This is a genomic window from Myxococcus sp. MH1, from assembly GCF_059738865.1.
In genome coordinates, this window is the sequence record NZ_AP026947.1 from 6,642,833 (window position 1) to 6,667,332 (window position 24,500).

Consider the following 24,500-nt stretch of genomic DNA (forward strand, 5'->3'; position numbering starts at 1 on the left):
GCTCAGGTCCCGAACGCGGCGAGCAGCGACTCCACCGGGGTGGTGGGGTCCTCGAGCGCCTGCCGTCTCGCGGGGGTGAGCGCCTTCTGCGCGCTGTCGATGGCGGACTGCTGTCGGGTGAGCAGCGGCCACACCTTCATGCTGGAGTGCTCGGGCTTCGCCAGGTGCATCAGCAGCGCGACGCCCGGCGTGCCGATGGAGAGCAGCAGCCGCGGCGACGGCCCCAGGTGCCAGAACATCGCCGGAGGCATCGAGCGCCAGCCCAGCTGCCGCTTCGCCAGCTCCGCCCAGCAGAAGGGCCCGAGCGCCTCCGGGAACGGACACTCCAGCGTCACGCCCGGCTTCGCGGGCTCCTTGCCGCGCTCGGCCTGGCAGGCCTTCAGGAAGGTGTTGAACGCGTAGTAGGCCACGCCGGGCGCGGCGCCGTCGCCCTGCAGTCGCTGGACGAGCGGCCCCGCGGGGCTCGACTCCAGCCGTCGGCGCTGCGCGCTCGCGCCCATTGTGTCCGCGGAGGACACGGCCGAGAGCGCCTCCACCCGAGACTCCAGCTCGCTGGCGGACAGCGTCGCGGCGTCGGCGAGCAGGCGCGCGCCGGCGGCGAAGAAGGCCCGGAAGCTGTCGGGAATCGAGGGGAACTGCTCCGCCGCGCCCGCCGCGTCGACGGCGACGTACACGGCGAGCGGGAAGACGCGCCCCACCTTGTCCGTGCTCGTCGCCAGCGTGCCCACCAGGGCCTGGCGTCCGCCGGGCATGGTGAAGACGAAGCACGTGGGCTCCGAGGGCAGCTGGGTGTTGGCGCGCCGCACCGCCTCGTGCGACTCCTCCAGCCACCGGTGGAAGGCCTGTGACACCGCATCCGCCGCGTTCCAGCGGATGAAGTCTCCCTGACACGGCGCCTTGCCCAACAGCGCCACCTGGTTGCGGCCGACTACCCCGAGCATCCCACGCCTCCCTTCGCGATGACGCGTGGAGGACTCATCCCCGGCGCGCGGAATGGCTGCATCAGCTTGGGGGTGCGGCCCGGGGACACGCCGAAGAACGGCGAGGCGCTGCGCGTCGGACGGAAGTCGATGATGACCTCGGCGTCCAGCGAGGGCATCGACCACGTCACCGAGAACGTCCGGCCGCCGCCCGAGACGTTCGGCGTCCCCTCCTCCATCAGGCGGAACAGGCCCCACTCGCCCTCCTGCTCGAGCGTCTCCGTCTTGCCCTGGTTGTTGCGCACGCGGATGGTGGCGCCCAGCGACTTGCCGCCCTTCCCGGGCCACTCGTAGTTGTGCCACTCCTCGGGGCCGTTGTTGTACTCGACCGTCTGTCCGTCCACCGTGAAGCGGATGGAGGAGAGCTTCGGCGAGGGGCGGATGTGGAAGGCGAACTTCACGCCCGGCTCGGCGTCCCTCGCGCCGAAGAGCGACTCGGAGATCTCCCGCGAGCGCGCGAGGAACGAGAGCACGGAGCCGTAGTACATGTTGCCGCCCGCGCGGCCCGCGCGCGTGACGAACTTGAAGCGCGTCCCCGACTGCTCGACGTGGCTCTTGAGGACGCCGCCGTAGAAGCCCCACAGCGTGCCGGACTCGAAGCGGTAGAAGTCCCCCACGTCCGCCACCGCCGCGTCCTGCCCGTTGCGGTTGAAGGGGTAGTGCCCCGCCAGCTTCTGCTTGAAGGCGTTGGCCACCTCGCTGCACCACTGGTCGCTCGCCTTGCCACCCTGCTCGCGGATGGTCAGGTCGGAGATCTTCTCGATGGGCGGCCACAAGAGCGCCTCGATGCGCGGGCGCCACCCCACCTCCTGCGCCTGGATGAGCGACTGGATGATGACGCGCGCCGTCTGCACCCGCGTCATCATCGCGGCCGTCTCCGACTGGCTCTCCATGGAGGCGCGCTGCGCGTCGCGGAGGAACTGCAGCTGCTCCTGGTAGATGTCCAGGGGGATGGCCTCGGGCGGAGGCGCGTCGGGCCCCTTCGCCTGCGGCGGCGCGGCGCCGAACTTCAGGAGGCCCGCGAAGGCCGGCTCCACGTCGACCGCGGTGTAGTCACGCTCCTCCTCCTCGCTCGGCGCCTCGTCCTCGGAGAGCTTCCCGTTGGCGAACCGCACGCCCGACTCGATGACCTTCCCCTTGGGGCCCAGCTTCTGCTTGAGCTTGTCGAGCATGCCGTCCGCGTCGGACTTGCCCTCCACCTGCTCTCCGCCCAGCCGCACGTTGTAGGCCACGGCACGGAAGAGCTTTCCCAGCGGGGGCGGCTCGCCGCGGGTGAGGTCCTCCAGCATGGCCAGCGCCACGGTCGCGTCCGTGGGCTCCTTCATGCTCAGGGTGCTGAGGAACTCCTTCCACTCCTCGATGTACTGCTTGTAGTAGGCGGAGCGCAGCGCCCGCTCCTGGCGCGCCAGCTCGATTTCGTTGGTGGAGTTGGCGTCCTTGTCGAGCACCCAGATGTCCGCGCCCTGCAGCGGGTGCTCCAGCTTGGGCTCCACCACCTTCTCCCAGCCCTTGCGCGTGAAGGCGGCGCGCACGCGGCCCGTGCCCTTGATGTGCTGAGCGGTGCTGCCCAGGATGGAGGAGAGGGTCACGTCGTACTGGTCCTTCTTGCGCGACACCTCCGAGATGAGCTGCGCCAGCGCGAGCTCGGAGAACGGCAGCCGGTCCAGCACCACGCGCACGTCGCGCACCACCTGGTCGTTGCGCGTGAAGGCGAGCGCCGGGTCCTGCGCCAGCAGCTTCGCGTACAGGTCGATGTGGTTCGCCATCTGCGTGGTGCGGTGGGCGCTGTCGGTGAAGCCCGCCTTGCGCCCCCACCGCTCCCGGAGGCTGTTGACGATCCACTCGCGCTCCGCCTCACCCAGCTCCGGCTCGCGGGGCGTGCGAGGACCGGAGAGCAGCAGGTGCAGCTTCAGCCGGTCGAAGTAGAGCGCGTACGAACTCGCCGTGGGGCGCTCCTCCCGGTCGCGCGCCTTCTCCACCCAGGCCTTCGCGTCCTTGAGGTCCCCCGTGAGCACCGGGTCCACCAGCACGCGGCGCACGGTGGCGCCGTAGAACGCGCCGAGCGGCCCCAGCAGGTCGTCGCCCCGGTACATGCCGAAGCGCATCCCGGTGGGCGGGCCGTCCTCCTTCCACTGGAGCAGCTGGTCGAGCTGCTGCCGCATGGGCATCATCGCGTCGACCATCTTCCCGGCGCCGCCCTCCTTGTTGGCCTCCTCCAGCTTGAGCGCCTGCGCCATCACCCGCGTCGTCTGGATGAACTTGCGGTTCTCGAAGAAGGAGATGGCCGGGAAGAGCAGGATGAGCAGGGCGACGGCGAGGCAGCCTCCGGCGTAGGCCAGCTGCATGCGCTTCTGGCGCTGCACCTCCGCGGAGCTGCGCATCGCCAGGTTCTGGTCCGGGAACACCACGTCCGCGAACATGTCCCGCAGGAAGTAGGAGCGGGACTCCACCGCGGGGCGGCTGCCCGAGGGCGTGGTGGTGCGGCGGATGCCGAAGGCCTCCGCCATCTTGTTCATCACCCGGTCGATGGGGCTGCCTTCCTGCGTGCCGCTGGTGAAGTACACCCCGCGCATCACCGGCGTGTCCGCGTAGACGTTCTCCGCGAACAGCGCCTGCACGAACTCGATGAGGTTGCCGCGCAGCCCCTCGAACTGCTGCGGGAAGCGGAAGATGCGCTCGCGCGTCTCCGGGTGCCGCTCCGAGCCCAGGCGCACGATGGAGCGCTGCTCCACCACCTCCGCCAGCTCGTCGAAGCGCGCGGCGAACGTCTCGCCGATCGCCTCGCGCGCGTCCTCGGGCCGCAGCGTGAAGCCCCAGATCTGCCCGCGCTCCGCCTTCGCCAGGTCCCCGAAGAGGTCCACGAAGCCCGCGAGCAGGTCGCACTTGGTGAACATTACGTAGACGGGGACGATCATCTTCAACCGCTCCATCACCTCGTCCACGCGCTCGCGGATGGTCTGCGCGAGCTGCACCGTCTGCTCCTCGTCGATGCCGATGAGCTCCCCCACGCTCACCGCCACCACCAGCCCGTTGACGGGCTTGCGCGGGCGGTTGCGCTTGAGCATGTCGAGGAAGCTCAGCCACTCCTCGCGGTCATCGTCCTCCGTGGTGTAGCGGCCGGCCGTGTCGAGGATGACGCCCTCGTTGGTGAGCCACCACTCGCAGTTGCGCGTGCCGCCCACGCCCTTCACGCCGCCGCCGCGCGCCGACAGGTAGGGGAACTGGATGCCCGAGTTGCGCAGCGCCGTGCTCTTCCCGGAGCCCGGCGGGCCGATGATCATGTACCAGGGCAGCACCGACAGCGCGTCCTTGCCCTGCCGCGCTCGCGCGAGCTTCGAGGACTTGAGCGACTGGAGCGCCTTGGAGAACTCGGCCTGCATGGCCTGGATCTCCTCCTGCTGATCCGGCCGCACGTTCTGCAGCTGGGCGTCCGCCTGCACGCCCAGCTCCCGCTCGATGTCGCGCGCGGCCTTGGACGCCAGGTGGCGCTGGTACAGGTACGCGCCGATGACGATGGCCACCAGCAGCACGGTGGGGACGATGGCGCCCCACAGCGGCAGGCTGAAGAGGATGACGACGGTCCACACCATGACGATGAAGACCGCGATGAACAAGGTGAGCAGCAGCATCGCGAGCGTCCTAGGGCTGCTGGGGAGAGGAGGCCGCGACCTCCTCGACGAGGGAGGACACGCTGCTGGACAGGCCGATGCGCAGGCCCGTGTAGACCAGCAGCGCGAAGACCACCGCGGCGGCGGAAATGGCCAACAAGGGCAGCGTGCGCTTGGCGCTCACCGCGCTGTCGGGCGGCCGGTCTCCATGGGGGGAGAGCGTCTCGGTGTCGAACTTGTGCGTGCGGGCCAGCTCCCGCTGGAGCGTCTCGGTGAGCTGCATCAGCTCCAGCTCGCCGCCCCGCACCCGGAAGCGGCCCTTGAAGCCGAAGATGAGGCACAGGTAGTAGACGCGGAGGATTTCGGTGCGCTGCGAGTCCTTGCGCACCTCCTCCAGCCGCGTGAAGAACCCGTCACCGGCGCGGTTCTCCCGGAAGTAGTGGAACTGGAGCAGGTTCGCCAGCCAGTACTCCCGGAAGGTGTCGGCGCGCGCCAGGGCCAGCTCGTCGGCGAGCGCGACGATGGGATAGGCAATCTCCTGCGCGTCCTGCTGGTTGAAGCCCAGCTCTCCGGCGCGCTTGAGCAGCCGGTCGAAGAACGTGCGCAGCTGCCGGTGCACGAGCTCCGCCGAGGGGAGCGCATGGTCCCCGAACTGCCTCAGCTGCAGCAGTGCCCCGAAGCACTCCTGCGTGATGGAATTGATCCGGTCCATCCTGTCGATGCCTCCACCCCATGTCGACAGGGAGCCTCACCGCGAACCGCCGCTCGCCGGTGATTTGGACGGCCCCCCGCACGACCTTGTTTCAACGACTGACGGCGTTCTTCTTCGCCGGAGGCCCCCCGCTTCCCCCCTTGGGGACCGCGAGCAGCTCCAGCTTCGTCTTCGACGGCTCGAACGGACGCGGCAGGTACACGGCCACGTTCTGCTCGCTCATCACGTTCTTCCAGTAGGGGTCGCCGCTCTCGAGCGAGAAGTACACGACGCCCGGCTTCACCGGCACCTCGGCGGGCGGGCGGAAGGTGACCTCCACCGGCACCCCCGGAGCGGCGGCCTTGATGATGTCGCGTATCTCCGCGAAGTTGGCGATCTTCGACAGCACCGGCAGGCTCTTGGCGACGTCCGCCTCGGGCAGGTCGCTGCGCACCGCGAGGATGAACTGCGAGCACTTCAGGAAGCGCTCGTCCTCGATGCGCCCCAGGTGCATGCCGTCCTTGCGCGGCTCCAGCGACACGGTGATGCACTGCTCGATGGCGACCACGTCCAGGAGCTTCTGGAGCACCTGGAACAGGCCCTCGAAGGTGGCGCGCAGGTTCGTGTACTGGAACTTGGGCAGGTCCCCCGGGTCCGCCTCCGCGGAGAACGTGGAGAGCTGGCCCGCCGCCTGGCACAGCAGCAGGTACACCATCTGCGGGTTGAGGTCCGCGACCTCCACCACGTGCGCCACCTGGGGGATGAGCCCGTTGAGCGCGCTCAGCTGCAGGTACTTCGTCACGTCCCCGGCGGTGAACTCGAGCGCGGTGGCGTCGCGGTGCCGGCGCCCGTCGGCGAGCTCGCGCTGCTTGCCCTGCATCGCCTTGAGGATGCTGCGCATGCGCTCCAGGATGAAGGGCGAGGCGGACACGCGCAGGCACGGGGGGATGTAGTTGCTCGCCAGCGCCACGCCGCCCGTCTTGTCGCGCACCAGCTCCGCGATCTTGATGACGTCGTAGTCCTCGCGCGGCTCGGTGCCGAAGAGCAGCCGGAGGTTTCGCTGCGCGAAGGCCACCGGCACCACGGACTCCGCCGCCGCCAGGTCCGGCACCGTGCGGTTGACTAGGGAGAAGCGCGGCGACGTGGTGGACTCGTCCGGCGCGCCGTAGCTGGCGATGCCCTCGCGCTCGCGCGCCACGCCCAGGTACACGTCCAGCGAGCGCTTGTTGGCGCTGAAGTGCTCCTCGATGGGCCGCGTCTGCGGGGCCTCGGGCTGGCCGCGCTCGAAGGACAGCGGCAGGCCATCCGGGAGGATGCCGGAGAAGCGCAGCAGCTGGAGCTGGCCGGCGGAGAGCGCCTTCTCGTCCACCTCCTGCTCCACCACGCCCCAGTCGTAGGGCGTCAGCGCGCCGAGCCGGGCCGCCAGCAGGCCCTCGTGGTAGAGGTCCGACTGCTGCAGGTGCTGGGGATTCATGAACATCCCCTCGGACCAGACGACCCGCTGCGGCGTCTTCATCTGCGGACCTCGCCGGCCCGGGCCTCGACGCGGTAGTCCTCGACGAGGAAGCGCAGCGACGTCTCGCGCGGCGCGCCCGGGCGGCAGTCCTCCGGCTTCACCGCGGGCAGCCGCTCCACGTCGCGCCACACCACGCCCGCGGGACGGCGGAACACGCCCACCACGGCGAGGTACTCCGCCTTGGGCGTGCGGTTCACCTCGCGCGACAGGCGCTGGCCCGGCTCCAGGGTGAGCTCGTCCACGGCGAGCAGGTCCTCCTCCAGCACCTCCTTGGGGCGCTGCCAGAGGTCCTGGAACTCCGCGGCCTCGAAGCGGCGCGAGTCCTTGAGCTGGTACACCTGGATGTTCGTCGGCAGCGAGCGGCCCTGGTCATCCGGGTTCAGTCGCGTGCCGGCCTCCAGCTGGATGAGGAATGGAGGCGGCTGCTCACACGCCGCCGGGGGCGGCGGGTTGTGGGCACAAGCACCCGCGAGCAGCCCCCAGAGCAATGTCACTCCCGGGACCCCCCCGACGCAAACCCGCGCCCGTGGGCCGAAGCCCCCCCCACTAACCGGCATGGCATCCTCTCTGAAAGTCGCTGCGCGCCAGCAGAATCGCTCACAACGTGCCACAGCCACCCCTTTCAGTTCAAGACAGGGCACAGCCAGCGTCCGGGATGTCATTGACGCATGACGACGCGACATTTTCGCGGGAATTATCTCCCGCCACTGTTCACGGAAAGTGCGAGGGCTCACGCTTCACCAGGGGTCCGTCAGCGCATCGAGCGCTCGTCTAGAGGGGGTCGCCGCCAGCCTCCACGGGTCCTCCAGGAGTACGGGTCGCGGACTTGTGACCGAAGACTTCACACCGTCCGCGTTCACCCCACCCAGGGAGGTGTTGGCCGCCAGGGATGAGGGCGACCGCGCCACATGGAGTTGCATATGGGCAAGGATGTCCTTGAGACTGACATCCTGAACGACGAGGGGGAGACAGCATGGAGGTGCGTGCCCATATCGACCATGCGAGCCTTCCCGCGGAAGCCATCGTGTTGCGGGCCACGGCTCGCGAGGGATTGTCCGAGCTCTTCGACGTGGAGCTCGAGTTCGCCTGTGATGATCCGGATCTGGACCTGACGGCCCTCATCGGGACGGCGGGGACGCTGAGGCTCTCCCCCACCTTCTCGGAGGGCAGCTTCGAGGAGCGCTGCTTCCACGGCGTCGTGGAGGAGGCGGAGTACCGCTCCAGGCTGGCGACCCATGGCTTCGTCTACCGGCTGCGCCTGCGGCCCCGGCTGCACGGCCTGCGCTACCGCAGCCGCAGCCAGATATTCCAGGACATGACGGCGGTGGAGATCATCCAGGCCGTCCTGGAGAAGGCGGGCCTTCCGGCCGAGTCCACCGAGTGGCACCTGTCCCGCGATTACATGAAGCGGGAGTACTGCACCCAGTGGAAGGAGAGCGACCTGGACTTCGTGCTCCGGCTGCTGGAGGACGAGGGCATCTTCTTCTGGTTCGAGCACCTGCCCACCGAGCACGTGCTGAAGCTCGCGGACGCCCCTTCCGCCCACGAGCCCATCCTGGGGACGCCCGCGCTCGGCTTCACGCGCGACTCGCTCATCCACGCGGAGGACGAGCGCGTGGCGGAGCTCACCTTCACCTCGCGACTGGTGCACGGCCTGTACACCACGCGGGACTGGAACTGGCGCAGCCCCAGCGAGCCGCTGGAGGCCGAGGAGCGCTCCAGTGAGGCGGACTTCCCGCGCTACGAATACCCGGGCTCCTTCTCCAGCCCCTCGGATGGCGTCCGCCGCGCGCGCAACCGCCTGAGCGGGCTGGTGCAGGAGCGGATGGTCCTGGAGGCGCGCAGCAACAGCTTCCGGCTCCAGCCCGGGCGCCTGTTCTCCCTGCTCGACGCCCTGCCCTCCTTCCTCTGCCAGGAGTACCTGCTCCTGCAGGTCACCCACGACTACGCGCTGGTCCAGGCGGACGACGGGGAGTCCACCCGCTTCGGCACCCGCGTGCGGGCCATCCCCTCGGCGGGCGCCGACTTCCGCCCCCCGCGGCGCACCCCGCGCCCGCGCGTGTGGGGCAAGGAGAGCGCGGTCGTCACCGGCCCGCCGGGCGAGGAGATCCACGTCGACGAGTTCGGGCGCATCAAGGTCCACTTCTATTGGGATCGCGAGGGCAAGGTGGACGACACCGCCTCGTGCTGGATGCGCGTGCAGCAGCAGAACACCAGCGGCAGCATGCTCCTGCCGCGCGTGGGCTGGGAGATGGAGGTGGGCTTCCTGGACGGAGACCCGGACCGCCCCGTCGTCCTGCAGAAGCTCTACAACCAGGAGACGATGCCGCCGTACGCCCTCCCGGACGAGCGGACCCAGTCCACGCTCCAGTCGGCCACCTCGCCCGGCGGCGGGAGCACGAACGAGGTGCGCATCCAGGACGGCAACGGGGGCATGGAGTTCTTCATCCACTCCTCCAAGGACTTCAAGCTCGTCACCGGGCACGACCTCTCCGAGGACATCGTCAACAACGCGCAGGAGGAGGTGGGCGACCAGTCCACTTCGCTGGTGGGAGGCGACGAGTCGGTGGACATCGGCGCCAACCAGGGGCTCAGCGTGACGAGCAACGCGGTGCTGGAGACGACGGGCTCCAAGGTGGTCCAGGTCGGCGCGGTGGACGACTGGGGCGTCACCGGCAACTTCTCCCAGACGGTGGACGGCCAGCGCAGCGACACCATCGGCGGACCGATGAACGTCCTGGCCAACCACGTGCTGGAGACCTTCAACGCGGACTGCTCGCGCACCGTGGGCGCGGCGTTCTCCATCAACGCGGCGACGGCCATCGTCGAGACGGTGGGCGGCGGGAAGACGGAGACGGTGGGCGGCGCCAAGGTGGAGCTGCTCAAGGGCGCCAAGTCCGAGGACGTGGGCGCGGCGAAGGTGCTCACCACGGGCCTGGCGGACTTCAAGACGGGCGAGGACCTCATCCTGGAGGCCGTGGGCGCGGTGGCCGTCACCTCCGCGGGGCCCATCTCCGAGAAGGTGGGCAAGGACTTCGCGATGTCCGCCAAGACGGTGACCCTCACCGCGCCAGGCGGCGCGAAGCTCAAGGGCGGGGGCAAGGTGTTCGAGCTGTCGGGCTCGACGCTGACGGTGGACGCGGAGGGCCTCAAGGGCGGCGCCAAGGTGCAGCTCAAGGGGAAGATTCACTTCAAGAAGTAGGGGGCTCTCATCATGGGGATGCGTCGACTGAGCCTGGAGCTGTCCCTGGAGGGGTTCGACCCCACCAGCTTCCGCGTCCTGCGGATGGAGGCCACGGAAGGGCTGAGCGAGGGCTGCCGGGTCCAGGTGGAGGCCGAAACGCCGGAGCAGGTGGACCTGGACGCGCTGCCGGGCACGCCGGCGGCCCTGTGGCTGCGCTTCCATGACGACTCGGAGGACCGCCCCTTCCACGGCGTGGTGACCGAGGCGCACCTGGAGGCCACGCAGAGCCATGCCTTCCGGCTGGTGGTCGTCATCTGCGCCCCGGTGGAGCTGCTCAAGCTGGGCCGCACCTCGCGCATCTTCCAGGAGCAGAGCGTCCAGGAGGTCGTCTCCAGCGTCCTCGACGACGCGGGCCTGGGGGACGCGTCCAGCTGGGATTTGATGGAGCCGCCCCCCACGCGCGTCAACGTGGTCCAGTACAACGAGAGCGACTTCGCCTTCATGTCGCGGCTGCTCCACTCGGAGGGCATCGCCTTCGCGGTGCACCACGAGGCGGACGGCGCGCGGATGCTCTTCTTCGACGACAGCACCCGGCTGGAGCCCATCCGGGGGCAGAGCCTGCTGGTGGACCGCGACAGCAGCCAGCTCGACGACGACGTGGTCATCGACCTGCGTGATGGCCGGAGCATGGCCTCCGACCAGGTGTTCCTGCGCGACTACGACTTCAAGCGCCCCGCGGTCGACCTGTCCGCGACCCACAGCGCCGAGTCCACCACGGGGCGCGAGGTCTACGAGCATCCGGGTGACTTCGTGGAGGCGGCGGCGGGCCGCACGCGCGCCAGGCGCCTGATGGAGCGGCTGCGACTGGGGACGCGCACGCTCCAGGGCCAGAGCACCTGCCCGAGGCTGGAGCCCGGCAGGACGTTCTGCGTGACGGGGCATGGCCGGACGGAGGCCAACGTGGACCTGCTCATCACCCGCGTGGTGCACCACGCCTCCAGCGAGCACGACACGCAGCGGCCCGGCTTCTACTCGAACGAGGTCTGGGCCATCCCGCACACCGTGCCCTACCGGCCGGTGACGGCGCCGCCCAAGCCGCTCATCGGAGGCACGCAGCTGGCGTTCGTCACCGGGCCCTCGGGCGAGGAGATCCACACGGAGTCCTTCGGCCGGGTGAAGGTGCGCTTTCCGTGGGACCGCTCCGGCCTGAAGGATGACCGCAGCTCCACGTGGCTGCGCGTGGGCCAGCTTCCGCTCAGCGGCTCGCTCATCATCCCCCGCGTGGAGTTCGAGCTCCTGGTGGACTTCGAGCTGGGGGACTTCGACCGGCCCTTCGTCGCGGGCCACCTCTACAACGCCGAGCACACGCCTCCGTACGCGCTGCCGGACGGCGCCACGCGCAGCTCCATCCAGAGCGCGACCACGGGCGGCGGACCGGGCGCCAACGAGCTGCGCTTCGAGGACGCGGCGGGCGCCGAGGAGATCTTCATCAACGCGTCCAAGGACTACACGCTGCTGGTGGACAACGACGCGGAGATGACGGTCGCCAACGCTGAGCGCTGCTCGGTGGGCGTGGACAACACGGTGAGCGTGGGAGGCAACCACTACGCCAACGTCACCGGCAACCGGACGCTCAGCGTGGGCGCCAACCAGGACATCAACGTGGGGGGCGACTACACGGATGGCGTCGGCGGGGACTTGAGCGTGAGCGTCGGCGGCGCGCGCATGGTGAAGGTGGGTGGGGACATGGCCGAGAGCATCCAGGGCACCCTGGACCGGAAGGTGGCCGCGATGCAGGTGGTGACGGCGCTCGTCGCCTACACGCGCAAGGTGGTGGGGGCCTCCTCGACGAAGGTCGGCGCGGCCTGGATGGAGCTGGCGGGGAAGAGCCGGCTCGTTTCGGTGTCGACGAACTTCACGGAGACCATCGGCGCCCTGAAGTTCACCAAGGCCAAGCAGATGTCCGTCTCCTGCGGCGCGGGCTACGTGATGAACGCGGGCGTGGAGAAGGTGAAGTGCGGCGGCAGCAGGACCGACACGGCCAAGGGCCTGGTGGCCATCACCGCGGGCGGAGGCATGAAGGTGAAGGCCACCAACGTCACCTTCTCCGCCCAGAACAAGCTGGTCCTCCGGGGCGGCGCCTGCACGGTGGAGCTGCTGGCCAGCGGGCAGATCAACATCAAGGCCCCCACCGTCGTCATCAAGAACAACAAGGTGCTCAACCAGCTGCTGCACAAGAGCGCCTGAGGCTTTATGAGCGACTCGCCCTCGGCAGTGTCCGTCACCGCCAGCATCCCCGGTCAGCGGGGGGACCTGGTCGTCCACGCCCTGCGTGGCGAAGAAGAGGTGTCACGGCGGTTCGTGTTCGAGCTCGACCTGTCGGCAACGGAGCTGGCGCCGGAGGAGGCGCGCGGCGGGTTCGCCCACGTGGTGCTGGAGGACGCCTTCGGGCAGGTGCGCGAGGTGTCGGGGGTGGTGGACCGGGTCGACGTCGTCGCCACGGACGACCCGGCGCAGCTCGTGCGCTACCGGCTCACGCTCGTCCCGCATCCGTGGCTCGTCGCGTACCGGTACGGCTTCCGCATCTTCCAGGAGCTGTCCGTCCCGGACATCGTGAAGGCCGTCTTCAAGGACGCGGGGCTCGAGGACAAGCTGTTCCGCTGGTCGCTGGAGGGCGCGTATCCCCAGCGTGAGTACTGCGTGCAGTACGACGAGTCGGAGTGGGACTTCGTGTGCCGGCTGCTCGAGGAGGAGGGCATCTGGTTCGCGTTCGAGCACAGCGCGGACGGGCATGTGATGGTGCTCTCGGACGCGAGCGAGTCCGCCGAGGTGATGGAGCCGGACGCCCTGCCCTTCCGCTACGACGCCTCGCTCGGAGGCGACGCGGTGGCGGTGTGGGACTGGCGCAGCGGCGTGCGCGCCAGCGTCTCCAAGGTCAGCCTGGACGACTACGACATGCTGCACCCCTCCAAGAAGCTGGCCGCGGACCAGCTCGCCGAGGACTCCGTGCAGGCGGAGTGGTACGAGTACCCGGGCCGCTACACGCAGCCCGCGGATGGCAAACGACTGGCGAAGCGTCGCCTGGAGGAGCTCCGGGGACGGCGGAAGTCCGCGCGGGCGCGCACCAACGCGATGACGCTGGCGCCGGGCCGGCGCGTGTCGCTGGTGGGCCACCCCTTCGCGGATGGCGAGTACTTCATCACCGCCTCGCGGCTGCACCTGCGCTTCCACGGCCAGCAGGAGCCCGGTCCGCTCGTGGACACCGGCGCGGCGCACTGCGAGGTGGACTTCGACGTGGTGCCCTCCGCGCAGGTGTTCCGTCCCCGACGTGAGACGCCTCGGCCGCGCATCCTGGGACTCCAGACGGCGCGAGTCACGGGGCCCTCGGGGCAGGAGCTGCACTGCGACGAGCATGGCCGCGTGAAGGTGCAGTTCCATTGGGACCGAGACGGCATGCTCGACGACAAGTCGTCCTGCTGGGTCCGCGTCACGCAGGCGCACACCACGGGCTCCGTGATGATTCCCCGCATCGGCTGGGAGGTGCTCATCGAGTTCGTGGAGGGAGACCCGGACAGGCCCGTGTGCCTGGGGCGCCTCTACAACCCGCTGAACCCGCCGGACTACAGCCTGCCCGCGCAGAAGACGGTGTCCGGGCACCGCTCCAATTCGTCGCCCGGCGCAGGGGGCTCGAACGAGGTCAGCTTCGACGACTCGGCGGACAGCCAGCGCGTCTACGTCAATGGCGCCTACGACATCAACATCAAGGCCGCCAACGACAAGAGCGCCAAGGTCGCGGTGAACCAGAAGCGCACCATCGGCACGAATCGGGAGATGTCCGTCGGCGCCAACGAGAAGATGGCGGTGAAGGGAATTCACAACGCCTCGGTGGGCAAGGACCACAAGGTCACCGTGGGCGCCAACCGCGCGGTCAAGGTCAGCGGCATCATCGGCGAGGAGATCACCGGCGCCGTCACGCTGAAGGTCGGCGGGCTGGAGAACATGCAGGTCGGCGACCCGGCGGAAGGGCTGCTCGAGAGCATCGAGACACTGGCCCTCGAAGGGGCGATCGCCCTCGCGGGCAAGGCGGCGAGCCGCGCCGAAGCCGCCCTGCTCGGGCCCTTGATGCCGGGGCTGAACGCTGCCCGGGAAGCGCTGGGCACCGCCGCGGAGCTGGCCGGCCCGGCAGCGGCCCTCCTCGGAGGCGACAACACCGCAGTGGCCGTCTTCGGCTCGGAGGTGGGCCAGCTCGCCGAGGACGGGAACCTGTCCCTCTCGAGCGTCATGGCATCCGGCATGGCGCAAGCCGTGTCGAGCGGCGCGCTGACGCGAGGGGGGACCGAGGGAGGAGGCTTCGGGGGCTTCGGAGGAGGAAGTGGTGGCGGAGGCGGCGCGGGGGGATCGTGGGATGCGCCGGCCACCGCGAACTCGGGTAGCGGAGGCGGCGGCGGTGGCGGAGACGGCGGTGGCGGAGGTGGTGGCGGAGGAGGAGGCGGCGGAGGTGGAGGCGGCGGAGGTGGAGGCGGCGGAGGTGGAGGTGGTGGCGGCGGCCCCGGTACGTGGGGCACGACGGTCGAGGGCTCCGTCACCGAGAAGATCGGCGCGCTGGCGGTCATCAACGCGGTGACGGGAGTCTCGTTCGCGGTCGGCGGAGACTCGACGGAGACGATCGGCGCTGCCCGTATCGAGTTGATCAACGGTGGCAAGAACGAGCAGGTGGGTATCGCGAAGCTCGAGACCGTGGGCGCGTACATGGTGAAGGTGGCCAAGGCGCTCGCCATCGATGCGAAGGGGGCCGTGGCCATCAACGTGGCCAGCCAGACCCAGGACATCACCGGAGGCCACTCCATCACCGCGGGCGCCGCGGGCGTGGTGACCGCCGCCAATCTCAAGCTCGAGGCGTCCGGGAAGATCACCCTGACGTGTGGAGCCTCCGAGGTCGTCATCGATTCCAGCGGCGTGGCCATCAAGGGCGCGCTGGGCGTCACCATCGAAGGCACCTCCGAAATCAAGATGCACCCTCCCGCCATCATGCCGGGATGAGGAGAAGGACATGAGCATGCAGGCACTCAAGAGCGTGGCACGTGAAGAGGCCGAGACCTCCGAGGAGTCTCCGCGTCAGGTGAGGCTGGCACCGGCGCCCGCGGCCGCCCTGCCTCCGATGAGCCTGGGGCGACTGGTGGCGCGGGAGGGCGAGGGGTGGCGCGTGCGCATCGGCGCCACGGAGCACCTGCTCCAGGTGGACCCCGCGGTGGACCCCGCGCTCCTCGACGAAGCGCTCGCCTCGGGCGCGAGGGTCATCGTGGATGCCTCCGACGAGACGCCGCTCATCGCGGGCCTGCTCACCACGCAGCGCGCGCTGCACCTGGACCGGCAGGGAGCGGTCAACGCGCGCGTGCGCAGCTTCTCCGTGACGGCGGACGAGAAGGCGCTGCTGCGCGTCCCCGGCGCGTTCCTCCAAGTCACCGCGACCGAGGTCGAGCTGTACGCCGACCGGGTCATCACCCGTGCACGCGAGGTGGCCAAGGTCCTGGCCACCCTCATCAAGCTGAACTAGGAGCCCGCGCCATGAGCGTCACCGCGCTTGGAATGACGGTCGTCGGAGAGAAGAGCAAGCACACCGTGGTGCCCATGGCGCCCAACATGTGCCACACGCCCGCGGCGCCCAGCCCGCTGCCCATGCCCTACCCCATCACCGGGGACTCGGGCTCGCTGAGCGTCAAGTGCAGCAACATCGAGATCGAGAGCAAGCACGTCCACAGCTCGTTCTGCAAGACGGGGAACATGAAGGGCAACGAGCCCGGCGTCGCGCTCACCAAGGACATCACCGTCGCGGGCGTCAACCGCGGCGTGGCGTGGGGGCTGCCCGTCCCCGCCGTCACCGTGCACTTCGAGGGCAAGCCCGTCTGCGTGACGGGGAACGTGGGCTTCGGGGACTCCCGGTAGGGGCGTGGGCGTGACGGAGCGGATGGGCATCCAGACAGTCCAGGCGTTGCTCGATGAGGCGTTGCTCGGCTTGAGGGCGGTGACAGACCCGGCGCTGCCCGTCCGGCAGGCCGAGGAGCAGCTCGCGCTGGCCCTGCGTGAGGCGTACGAGGCCCACGCGGCGCGCGCGCAGTTCAACGTCCGGCGCGAGCGCATCCGCGCCATGGCGACGAACCTCCACGCGGCGGCGCGGCTGCTCGCGCAGGTCCCCACGGAGGACCCGGGCGGACTCGCGGAGCTGGCGCTGCTCCAGCAGGCCATGAAGGCGGCCATCGGCGCCCTGGGCGAGCCCTTCTCCACGGGCGCCGACGCGCGCCCACTGCCGCCCAAGGTCCGCGCCGAGCCCCTGCGCGCGAGCCTCCGCGAGCCCCGGCTGCTCGAACCAGTGCGCGAGGTCCTCCTGCCGGCCATCCCCCTGCCGGAGCTGCCCGAGCCGGAAGCGCCGCCCCCTGCCCCACCCGCGGCGCCTCCGCCCGTGACGACGCTCGCGCAGCTCGACGCGCTGCTCGCCAAGGCGCACGCACGGCTGGCGGCGTTCGAGGCCGAAGAAGAAGACGACGAGGACGCCGCGCCGGAGGAGGACGAAGCGAGGGTCGCGGCGACGGACGCGCAGGCCCTGCCCCTCCACTTCGGCCACCCGAAGGCCGAGGAGGACGTGCTCTTCGGCCATGCGCGCACCTGCCTGGAGGAGCTGGGGATGTTCGGGCTGATGCGGCGGGCCCGGCCCCTCACGCCCTGGTCGAACAGCGAGCGCACCGAGCAACGGCTGGTGCGCCGCGTGGACGCCATCGTCGCCTGTGGCCCTCCCATCCTGCCGCGCCTGGTGAAGCTGCTGGAGGAGCGTCCCGAGCCGGACCCCGAGCTCACCTGGGCCAACGTGTTCCTCTTCGGCTCGCTGGCCGGGGACGACGCGCTCGACCAGGCCCTGCGCATCATCCGGACCGTGGAGCTGAGCGAGCCGAGGATGGCCGAGGCGGTGACGGACGCGCTCTCGCTCGCGCCGCATCCCGGCATCGAGCGGGCGGTGCGCCCGTGGCTGGACGCGGAGCTGCCGGCGCGGAGGGCCGCGGGCCTGCGCGTCCTCGCGCGGCGCGGCGCGCTCTCCGTGTCCGACGTGGAGCGAGGACTGGAGGACCCGGAGCTGGAGGTGATTCGAGCCGCGAGCCAGGCGCTCGGAGCCACCCAGGGTCCCGTGCCTCACCGCGCGCTCGAGCAGGCGCTGCGCCACGAGGACGAGGAGGTCGTCCGCGCCGCGCTGGAGAGCACCCTGCTGCGAAGAAGCGAGCAAGGCCTGGAGCGAGCGCGCGCGTTGGTGCTGAAGGGACAGGGCGCCTTCGCGGACGCGGCCCTCTTCCTGGCGGTGTCCGCGGACGCGTCCGGAGCCGACGACCTGCGAGCCGCGCTGGACTCGGGTGACGTGCCCGCGGTGCTGCGGGCCCTGGGGTGGTTCGGGGACCTGTCGTTCATGGAGGTGCTGCTCGAGCACCTGGCGATGGACGCTCCCGACACGAAGGTCGCGGCGCTGGACGCGCTGCAACGGATGACAGGCGCGTCCCTGACGGAGGACGTCCCGAGCCCCGAGTACACGCGGGACGCCCTGCCCTTCCAGCGACCCTTCACGCCGCCCACGCCCGTGCTCGACCTCACGGACCGGGCCGTCGTGTGGGCGGACTGGTGGGCGAAGCATGGTCGCCATGCCAGGAAGGGCACGCGCTACCGCTTCGGACATGCGTGGAGCCCGAAGGTCTCCCTGTGGGAGCTGGAGGCTCCGGAGTCACTGCCCGCGATGCGCCGCTGGGTGCACGTGGAGCTGGCGGTGCGCACGGGCGGAGCCGTTCCGTTGGACCGCGCGGACTTCGTCGTCCGGCAGCTCGCGCAGCTCGAGGCCTGGAGGGTTCATGTGGAGTCGGGCAGCCGGCGGAGCCCGTCGGATGGATGGACGACGCGGTATGCGAGGTGACGTGACGTGAACACGCCCGAGCTGCTCAACGGCACCTCATCCACGGTGGCCCTCGTTCCCCAGTTGGGGATGGACGGAGGCATCCTGATGGTGGTCCTCATCAAGGAGCTCTTCTCCATCGCCCCGGGCAGCGCGCGGGTGACACGCGTCGGTGGCGCCCAGGTCCGCCACGCCGACGAGCCCTGGGACAAGAAGGCGCCCGAGGCCAGCAGCATCCAGCTCCCTGCGGACGTGTGCATCCGCAAGCCCTCCACGGATGTGGTGGTGGTGGGCAACGCCATGAGCAAGGGCGGCCAGGCCGTCAAGCAGCTGGACGTCCACATCGAGGTGGGCCCCGTCGCCAAGAGCCTGCGCGTGTTCGGCACGCGGGTCTGGTACCGGGGCGCGCTCGGGATGGCGCTGGGACCGCCGCAGCCCTTCACCAGCGTGCCCCTGAAGTGGGAGCTCGCGTATGGGGGCTTCGACGCGAGTGACGCCAACAAGCCGCCCGTGGAGGAGGCACGCAACCCCCTGGGGCGCGGCGTCGCGCGGGACTCGGACGCGCTGGTGAACCAGCTTGCTCCGCAGATCGAGGATCCACGCGACCTCATCTCCTCCGCCAGGACGCGGCCCGCGCCCGCCGGCGTGGGCGCCATCGGCAGACACTGGGAGCCCCGTCGTCGCTACGCGGGGACCGCGGACGAGAAGTGGATGAAGGAGCGCATGCCGCTGCAGCCGCTGGACTTCGACGAGCGCCACAACCAGTGCGCGACGCCCGAGCTCATCTGCCCCGAGTACTTGAAGGGGGGCGAGATGGTGAAGCTGCTCAACCTCTCCGCGGGCGGCTCGTATCACTTCGCGCTCCCCCGCCTGCACTTCGCGGTGACGGCGCGGACGGCGCAGGGGGACACGGACCACCGCCCGGTCCTGGACACGGTGCTGCTGCGGCCCTCGGACGAGGAGACGCTGGAGCTGACCTGGCGCACCGTGGTGCCCATGCCGCGCCCCGCGCGCCGCCTGCACTACATCCAGGTGCACGAGAAGGAGGTCGTCCGATGAGCACCGCTCGACACCTGGACTCGGCGCACTACGGCGGACGGTGGGGTTCGGCGCCCGTCATCGTGGGGACGGCCGCGTGGAACGGGCTGGCCTTCGCTCCGTACCAGACGTGGGCCTTCCGCCGCGCGGAGCTGTCCGCCTACGCGGAGACGCCCTTCCGCGCGCCCAACGGGAAGCGCGTGACGATGGCGCCCATCCGGACACTGCCCACCCGGGACTCGGGCGCCGAGCGGCTGGTGCCCATCGCCACCCGGACGTTGACGCAGCTGCTGACGAACCTGGAGGAGCTGCCGCCGAACGCGACCGTGGCCCTGGTGCTCTGTCTTCCCGAGCGGATGGGGGAGCGGACGCAGGAGGGCTTCGCCACGCAGCGACGCCAGGTGGAGAAGGCGCTGGTGCGGCTCCTGGAGGAGCGAGACGTCCGGCCCGTGGTCCACGTGGTGCCGCGGGGTCATGCCTCGCTGGCCTTCGCGCTCATCGAGGCGGGCGAGGCGCTGCGAGGCCGCAAGGTGGACGTCGCGCTCGTCGGAGGCGTGGACACGTACTACGACCCGGAGGTGGTCCAGACGCTCATCGACCAGCAGCGCATCTTCGATGGGGAGAACCTGGACACCTTCGTCGGAGGAGAAGGCGCGGCCTTCTGCGCGCTGACCCGGACGGACGTGGCGAAGCGGACGAAGTGGCCGGTGCTCGCGCGGCTCGACACCGTGGCCACCGACGTCGAGCTGGCCACCCAGGACAACGACATGCCCTGCATGGCGGCGGCGCTGACACGCGCGGGCCGCGTGGTGTCCGAGCGGCTCCGTGAAGAGCGACGCACGCTGGACTGGTGGCTCTCCGACATGACGGCGGAGGAGCTGCGCGTGCACGAGTTCAAGCTGGCCTGGCCTCGGGTGGCCCACGACGTGATGCCGCCGGAGGCCACGCTCGAGTACCTGTCCGAATGCCTGGGGGACCTCGGCGCCGCGGCGATGCCGACGGGGCTGGCCGTCGCGGTGGAGGGCATGCTGCGAGGTGACCCGGGCGCGGCCACCTGCCTGCTGACGGGCTCGAGCGCGGGCGGCGCGCGCGGCGTGGTGCTGCTCTCACGGGAGCCGTGAGATGGGCTCAGCGCAGGTCCTCCGGGAAGACGAAGCGGCGCAGCCAGGCCCCTGTCTTCTGCTCCTCCTGGAAGCCACCCCAGAACTCGGTGGGCTTCTTGACGAAGTGGGGTTCCAGGACACGCGCCACCTCGGCGTAGGCGGAGGGGTACTCGAGCGCGTTGACGTCACCGAGCGTCGGGGCTTCACCCGCCTGGATGAGCGTGGTCCCCTTCAGCGTGTGCACGTGGACCTCGGACGTCCAGGCACGGGCCTTGAGCGCGGCGACGTCCAGCGCGAGCTTCCCGGCGAGGCCGTCACCCACGAGCGTGAGCCAGTTGCTCCCGGGCAGCCCTTCGCCCACGCACCAGGACATGGCATCCGGGTCCTGGATGTCGAGCCCGAGGTAGCGCTGGCTGGAGCGGTACAGACTCCAGAACGCTGTGGACTTGACCCACTCGTTCCAGGTGCCCACGTAGCCGCCCACGCCGCAGAGCAGGGGCCAGCGCTCGCCAACCTCCTTGGCCAGTTGAAGCAGCTGCTTCGGGTCGAGGGTCTCCGGCAGCAGCACCTGGAGGAAGCCTCGACGGCCCCGTGCCGCGTCCAGCTCCCGGTAGATGAAGCCGAGCCCTGGCGCTCCGAGGTCATCCACCAGGCGGAACGTGAACAGGTGCCTGACGCGGACATCGGCCCAGGAGACGGAGAGGGAGGCGAGCACGTCGTCGGCGACCCGAGGCGTGAAGCGGTGCCACTCCGGAAGCGTGGAGGTGGTGTACCAGGTGAGTCGCTCGGCGGGAGCCAGTTGGAGGAAGCGCCGGAGCAGGGCCGCGGCGCCCTCGGTGGCCCAGACGTAGGGCTCATCCAGGTACAGCGTCAGCCCGAGGGCATATCGGGTCAGCGTCACCTCCGGGTTCTCCGCGAGCACGTCGCCCCCCGGTCCACGCAGCTTCGACATCGTCACCGCCTCCTGGCAACACCCCGAGCGATGTACGACTATCACGAGACCGTGGCTTCAAGAGACCCAGGCGAGCTTCCCGCCGCCGCGAGGCGCCCCGTACCCGAGGACCCCACATCATGAAGCTCGCACACGCATTCCGCCGGGCCAGCGGAGACTCGGCCTGGGATTGCCATTTCCTGGCGGACCGGTGGGATGGCAAGGACTGGATGGAGGACCACGCGGAGTCGTGGGTGGGCCAGGTGGTGGACGGGCGCGTCTACACGCAGCTGGGCCAGGTGGGGTGGCTCACTTCGCTCTGGCGCTCGCCGTCGGGCACGGTCTACGTGGCCGAGGGCAGCTTCCGTCGCGGAGGGGTGCACATCAACCGCTCGGAGAATCCCTCGCGTCCGGCGTGGGAGTTCCACGAGCTGCCATGCGTCGTGTCGGGCATCTGGGGATTGGATGACCGGTTCGTGTTGGCCTGGGGACCGCATTCACAGCAGCGCAAGGAGTCGTTCTACCGCTGGGATGGCAGGCAATGGCATGAGCTTCCCTGCCCTGGCGAGGTCTTCGCGGTGCATGGGCTGGCGCCGGACCTGGTCTACGCGGTGGGTGGGGAGGGGCTCATCGCACGCTGGGATGGGGCGCGGTGGCATCCGGCACCGTCCTTCACGGAGGCGGTGATGACGGCTGTGCATGTCGTCAGCAAGGATGAGATGTATGCGTGCAGCGACGCGGGGGTGCACGAAGGCAGCGTCTATGGTTGGTCGGAGGTGGCGGAGTCCCCCGGGATGTTGATGAGCGTGGCGAAGTACCGGGAGCAGGTCTGGGTGGCGGGTGGGACGTATGGGCTCTTCACGCTGCGCGGCAATCAGCTCGAGGAGGTGGAGGCGCCTGTGAAGCCCCTGAGCCTGGACACCCGGAAGCGGCTGGTGATGGCCACGTCGGAGGGGTTGGTCGACACCGAGGACGCGAAGGAGTTCCGGACCATTCCGCTCGCGGACTTCGTCGCCTGCGTCCAGGACATTCCACGCAAGTGGTGAGAGACTCGATTCACGAAGGTCAGCGAAGCCGTCCGTTCGAGGGGGACCCGACATGACAGCCAGCGCGCCCACGCCACCACCGCACACACCCGTCAACTATCTCGAGGGCGGCGGCAGCAGCTTCTTCTCCCGGCAGTGCCAGCAACTGCTCATCCAGGCCAAGCTGAACCCGGACTGGTTCGGCTCGTATGACCACGTCGCCAAGCTCAACAAGGAGGCACGGGCCAAATGCAACCGTTGGGACACGGCGACTGCCGCGGAGCATGCCGCGGGGATGAAGGACGGGACTCCGCTGGAGCGGCCCACGGCTGGTGACCGCTATCTCGCCAGTTGCCAGTCAGGCCATCTTGTCCGTGACTCCAACTTCCGGGAGAGCGGTTCGGATGACATGGGCAATGATGCGCGCGGAGACCCCTGCCGGAACGTCATCGACGGCTATGAGTCGAATCGCGCACCCGCTGTTCCCCAGCAAGGCATGGCCTCCGAGAACATGGAGCACGGACGTCATACCCGCCGGGAGAACGCGGACACCCAACGGCGGCGCTACGAGAACTCCGAGACAGGTCGGCCGGAGACAGACTACAGCCAGCGCCAACGACACGCGGATGAAGACGAACGCGTCAACCAGTACGTGAGGGAACACCGGCAGCGGTGGCGTACCTCCGAACGCGAGGCGAACCAACAACCTCCAGGACTTGCGGGGGCGAGTGGGACGGGGGCAGGAGGCTCGGCCAGCGCCTCGGGAGGGCCAGGAGGCGCCGCGGGCGCGGGCCTGGGCTCAGTGAAGTCCCCAACCTGTCCTCCGGCCGACGTCGTTGATGGGAAGTCCGCCGCCAAGTGCATCAACAACTGGCGTAAGAAGGCCGAAGCACAGATGAAGCAGAAGATGGCGGATGACATGGCCAAACATGAGCGGGACAGCACCGTTCCCGCCTCATTCACGGGTTCGCCGCCACCGCCTTCTCGCCAGGACCAGTACCAGGCTCATCTGGACCAGAACGTCCACAATGCCACCGCCAACCGAGAAGCCGCACGGGGAACGCCCGGAGAGGATGCGGCCAAGGCGGAAGTCACCAGGGCGCGGCGAGCAGCCAATACCTTCCGGAGGGGGCGCTGCCGGGCTGAACAGGCCTCGCGCCTGCGCGGCGACCCTGGAGCAGGGCCTCCGCGAACCAAGGGCAGTGCGCGCTGAGCGTCATCCCTCTATTTCAACCTGTTTTCAAAGGTCCCCTCGAATGAGCCCCACGAAAATCGATACCGTCGCCGAGACAGCCACATCCTTCATCAGCAACTACCTCGTCCAGCGCCAGTACTTCACCCCATCTGATGAACTGGACGAGAACGACGACGGCTCCCTGCGGCTCTCGCTCTACAGAGCCATGCCGGACCAGACCTCGCCCGGAACCATCGTGTACACCTTTGTCTATGGGTCGAAGGTCGAGAAGGACGGTCCCGAGCTCCAGCAGTGGGTCGAGCAGATCATGGCCGCGCTGAAGGAGGCTCATCCCGAGGTCTCTCAGTTCAAGAGCACCATCGAACTCGACGCCTGGGACTACTGAAGGCCCATTCAATGCGGGCCGCGAGCCCCATCACGCGGCCTACATCGCCTGCAGACCCCAGATCGCCATAGCCGCCGACGGAGGGCCTACAGGAAGCCACATTCGGAACTTGCCTCGAATGAGCCCCACGAGAATCGATACCGTCGCAGATACCGCCACGTCCTTCATCGACGACTACCTCACCCAACATGGGAACTTCACGCCTGATGAGGAGGTTGACTCATCGGATCCCGGCGCTCTGCGACTCTCGCTCTACAGAGCCATGCCGGACCAGACGTCACCGGGAACCATCGTGTACACCTTCATATACGGGTCGAAGGTCGAGAAGGATGCTCCCGAACTCCAGCAGTGGCTGGAGCAGATCATGGTCGCGCTCAAGGAGACCCATCCGGAGGTTTCCCAGTACCAGAGCGTCATCGAGCTGAATTCATCGGACTATTGAGCAAGCGCGCTGCTGGGCCGGTCAGTCCATGCAATCGAGAAGAAAGCCTGAAGCGGGCCTACCACGCACTCGGGGCACGGCGGACAGCGCAGTCCCAAGCGCCGTGAAAGCAGGCTCATGAGGTCTCTTCAAATGAACTCCGCGAACAGCAATACCGTCGCCACCACCGCGATGTCCTTCATCAATGACTACCTCGCCAAGCATCATTACTTCACGCCCTCGGACGAGGCGGACGAGGCGGACGAGAACGACGACGGAGTCCTGAGGTTATCACTCTACAGGGCCATGCCAGACATGAACTCGTCGGGGACCATCGAGTACGTCTTCATCTATGGGGCGAAGGTCCGGAAGAACAGCCCCGAACTCCAGCAGTGGGTCCAACAGATCATGGATGCATTGAAGGAGACTCATCCGGAGGTCTCCCAGTTCGAGAGCGCCATCCGGCTCAACGCCTGGGACTACTGAGCCTCTGCTCCACCCT

General features: G+C 69.3%; 19 protein-coding genes. 13 read left to right on the top strand and 6 right to left on the bottom strand.

Annotated elements, in window-relative coordinates; all coding sequences use genetic code 11:
- Positions 1 to 2 precede the first annotated feature (2 nt).
- From tagF to tssJ, 5 genes are all read right to left on the bottom strand, one after another.
- Positions 3 to 941 (bottom strand): type VI secretion system-associated protein TagF, encoded by a 939-nt coding sequence (gene tagF / locus AC6JA9_RS25780; RefSeq protein ID WP_141326393.1) that lies wholly within the window; start codon positions 939 to 941, stop codon positions 3 to 5.
- Positions 929 to 4,609, bottom strand: a complete 3,681-nt coding sequence (gene tssM, locus AC6JA9_RS25785) for a type VI secretion system membrane subunit TssM (RefSeq protein WP_223785577.1) — start codon at positions 4,607 to 4,609, stop codon at positions 929 to 931. Before tssM ends, tagF begins: the two co-directional genes overlap by 13 nt.
- Before the next feature lie 10 nt (positions 4,610 to 4,619).
- A complete protein-coding gene (locus AC6JA9_RS25790) occupies positions 4,620 to 5,300 on the bottom strand; it encodes a DotU family type IV/VI secretion system protein (protein WP_223747567.1) in 681 nt (226 codons plus the stop codon).
- Positions 5,301 to 5,391: 91 nt separating this feature from the next.
- Complete coding sequence (tssK, locus tag AC6JA9_RS25795) at positions 5,392 to 6,795, bottom strand: type VI secretion system baseplate subunit TssK (RefSeq protein WP_223747566.1); 1,404 nt, start codon at positions 6,793 to 6,795, stop codon at positions 5,392 to 5,394.
- On the bottom strand, positions 6,792 to 7,289 hold the full coding sequence (gene tssJ / locus AC6JA9_RS25800; RefSeq protein WP_223747565.1) for a type VI secretion system lipoprotein TssJ: 498 nt from the start codon (positions 7,287 to 7,289) through the stop codon (positions 6,792 to 6,794). The genes tssK and tssJ overlap by 4 nt, the downstream gene beginning before the upstream one ends.
- A 479-nt stretch (positions 7,290 to 7,768) precedes the next feature.
- On the opposite strand from tssJ, the gene AC6JA9_RS25805 reads away from it, so the two are divergent.
- Genes AC6JA9_RS25805 through AC6JA9_RS25840 form a run of 8 tightly spaced genes read left to right on the top strand, consistent with a single transcriptional unit; the run spans position 7,769 to position 20,059 of the window.
- Positions 7,769 to 9,997, top strand: a complete 2,229-nt coding sequence (locus AC6JA9_RS25805; protein ID WP_223747564.1) for a type VI secretion system Vgr family protein — start codon at positions 7,769 to 7,771, stop codon at positions 9,995 to 9,997.
- A gap of 12 nt (positions 9,998 to 10,009) precedes the next feature.
- Complete coding sequence (locus AC6JA9_RS25810) at positions 10,010 to 12,226, top strand: type VI secretion system Vgr family protein (RefSeq protein WP_223747563.1); 2,217 nt, start codon at positions 10,010 to 10,012, stop codon at positions 12,224 to 12,226.
- A 6-nt stretch (positions 12,227 to 12,232) separates the two neighbouring features.
- Positions 12,233 to 15,019: a type VI secretion system Vgr family protein gene (locus AC6JA9_RS25815; protein WP_497957990.1), complete on the top strand. Its 2,787-nt coding sequence runs from the start codon at positions 12,233 to 12,235 to the stop codon at positions 15,017 to 15,019.
- 10 nt (positions 15,020 to 15,029) lie between these two features.
- Positions 15,030 to 15,533, top strand: a complete 504-nt coding sequence (locus tag AC6JA9_RS25820; RefSeq protein ID WP_223747561.1) for a hypothetical protein — start codon at positions 15,030 to 15,032, stop codon at positions 15,531 to 15,533.
- An 11-nt stretch (positions 15,534 to 15,544) separates the two neighbouring features.
- Positions 15,545 to 15,922 carry a PAAR-like domain-containing protein gene (locus tag AC6JA9_RS25825; protein ID WP_046714488.1) on the top strand — a complete coding sequence of 126 codons (378 nt, stop codon included), beginning with the start codon at positions 15,545 to 15,547 and terminating at the stop codon, positions 15,920 to 15,922.
- A 10-nt stretch (positions 15,923 to 15,932) separates the two neighbouring features.
- On the top strand, positions 15,933 to 17,921 hold the full coding sequence (locus AC6JA9_RS25830; RefSeq protein ID WP_497957991.1) for a hypothetical protein: 1,989 nt from the start codon (positions 15,933 to 15,935) through the stop codon (positions 17,919 to 17,921).
- A 6-nt stretch (positions 17,922 to 17,927) separates the two neighbouring features.
- Positions 17,928 to 18,959 (top strand): DUF2169 family type VI secretion system accessory protein, encoded by a 1,032-nt coding sequence (locus tag AC6JA9_RS25835; protein ID WP_223747559.1) that lies wholly within the window; start codon positions 17,928 to 17,930, stop codon positions 18,957 to 18,959.
- Positions 18,956 to 20,059: a hypothetical protein gene (locus AC6JA9_RS25840; protein ID WP_223747558.1), complete on the top strand. Its 1,104-nt coding sequence runs from the start codon at positions 18,956 to 18,958 to the stop codon at positions 20,057 to 20,059. The genes AC6JA9_RS25835 and AC6JA9_RS25840 overlap by 4 nt, the downstream gene beginning before the upstream one ends.
- A 7-nt stretch (positions 20,060 to 20,066) precedes the next feature.
- Here the strand turns inward: AC6JA9_RS25840 and AC6JA9_RS25845 are convergent, their stop codons facing one another.
- On the bottom strand, positions 20,067 to 20,993 hold the full coding sequence (locus AC6JA9_RS25845; protein ID WP_223747557.1) for a type VI immunity family protein: 927 nt from the start codon (positions 20,991 to 20,993) through the stop codon (positions 20,067 to 20,069).
- A 119-nt stretch (positions 20,994 to 21,112) separates the two neighbouring features.
- Here AC6JA9_RS25845 and AC6JA9_RS25850 point away from each other — a divergent pair, with 119 nt between their 5' ends.
- From AC6JA9_RS25850 to AC6JA9_RS25870, 5 genes are all read left to right on the top strand, one after another.
- Entirely contained in the window at positions 21,113 to 22,018 is a 906-nt protein-coding gene (locus AC6JA9_RS25850; protein ID WP_223785571.1) for a beta propeller repeat protein, read from the top strand.
- A 52-nt stretch (positions 22,019 to 22,070) separates the two neighbouring features.
- Positions 22,071 to 23,210 (top strand): hypothetical protein, encoded by a 1,140-nt coding sequence (locus AC6JA9_RS25855; RefSeq protein WP_141328932.1) that lies wholly within the window; start codon positions 22,071 to 22,073, stop codon positions 23,208 to 23,210.
- Between the two features lie 43 nt (positions 23,211 to 23,253).
- Positions 23,254 to 23,577 (top strand): hypothetical protein, encoded by a 324-nt coding sequence (locus AC6JA9_RS25860; protein ID WP_223785570.1) that lies wholly within the window; start codon positions 23,254 to 23,256, stop codon positions 23,575 to 23,577.
- Positions 23,578 to 23,695: 118 nt separating this feature from the next.
- Positions 23,696 to 24,019 (top strand): hypothetical protein, encoded by a 324-nt coding sequence (locus AC6JA9_RS25865; protein ID WP_497957992.1) that lies wholly within the window; start codon positions 23,696 to 23,698, stop codon positions 24,017 to 24,019.
- Positions 24,020 to 24,151: 132 nt separating this feature from the next.
- Entirely contained in the window at positions 24,152 to 24,484 is a 333-nt protein-coding gene (locus AC6JA9_RS25870) for a hypothetical protein (protein WP_497957993.1), read from the top strand.
- Positions 24,485 to 24,500: the final 16 nt, after the last annotated feature.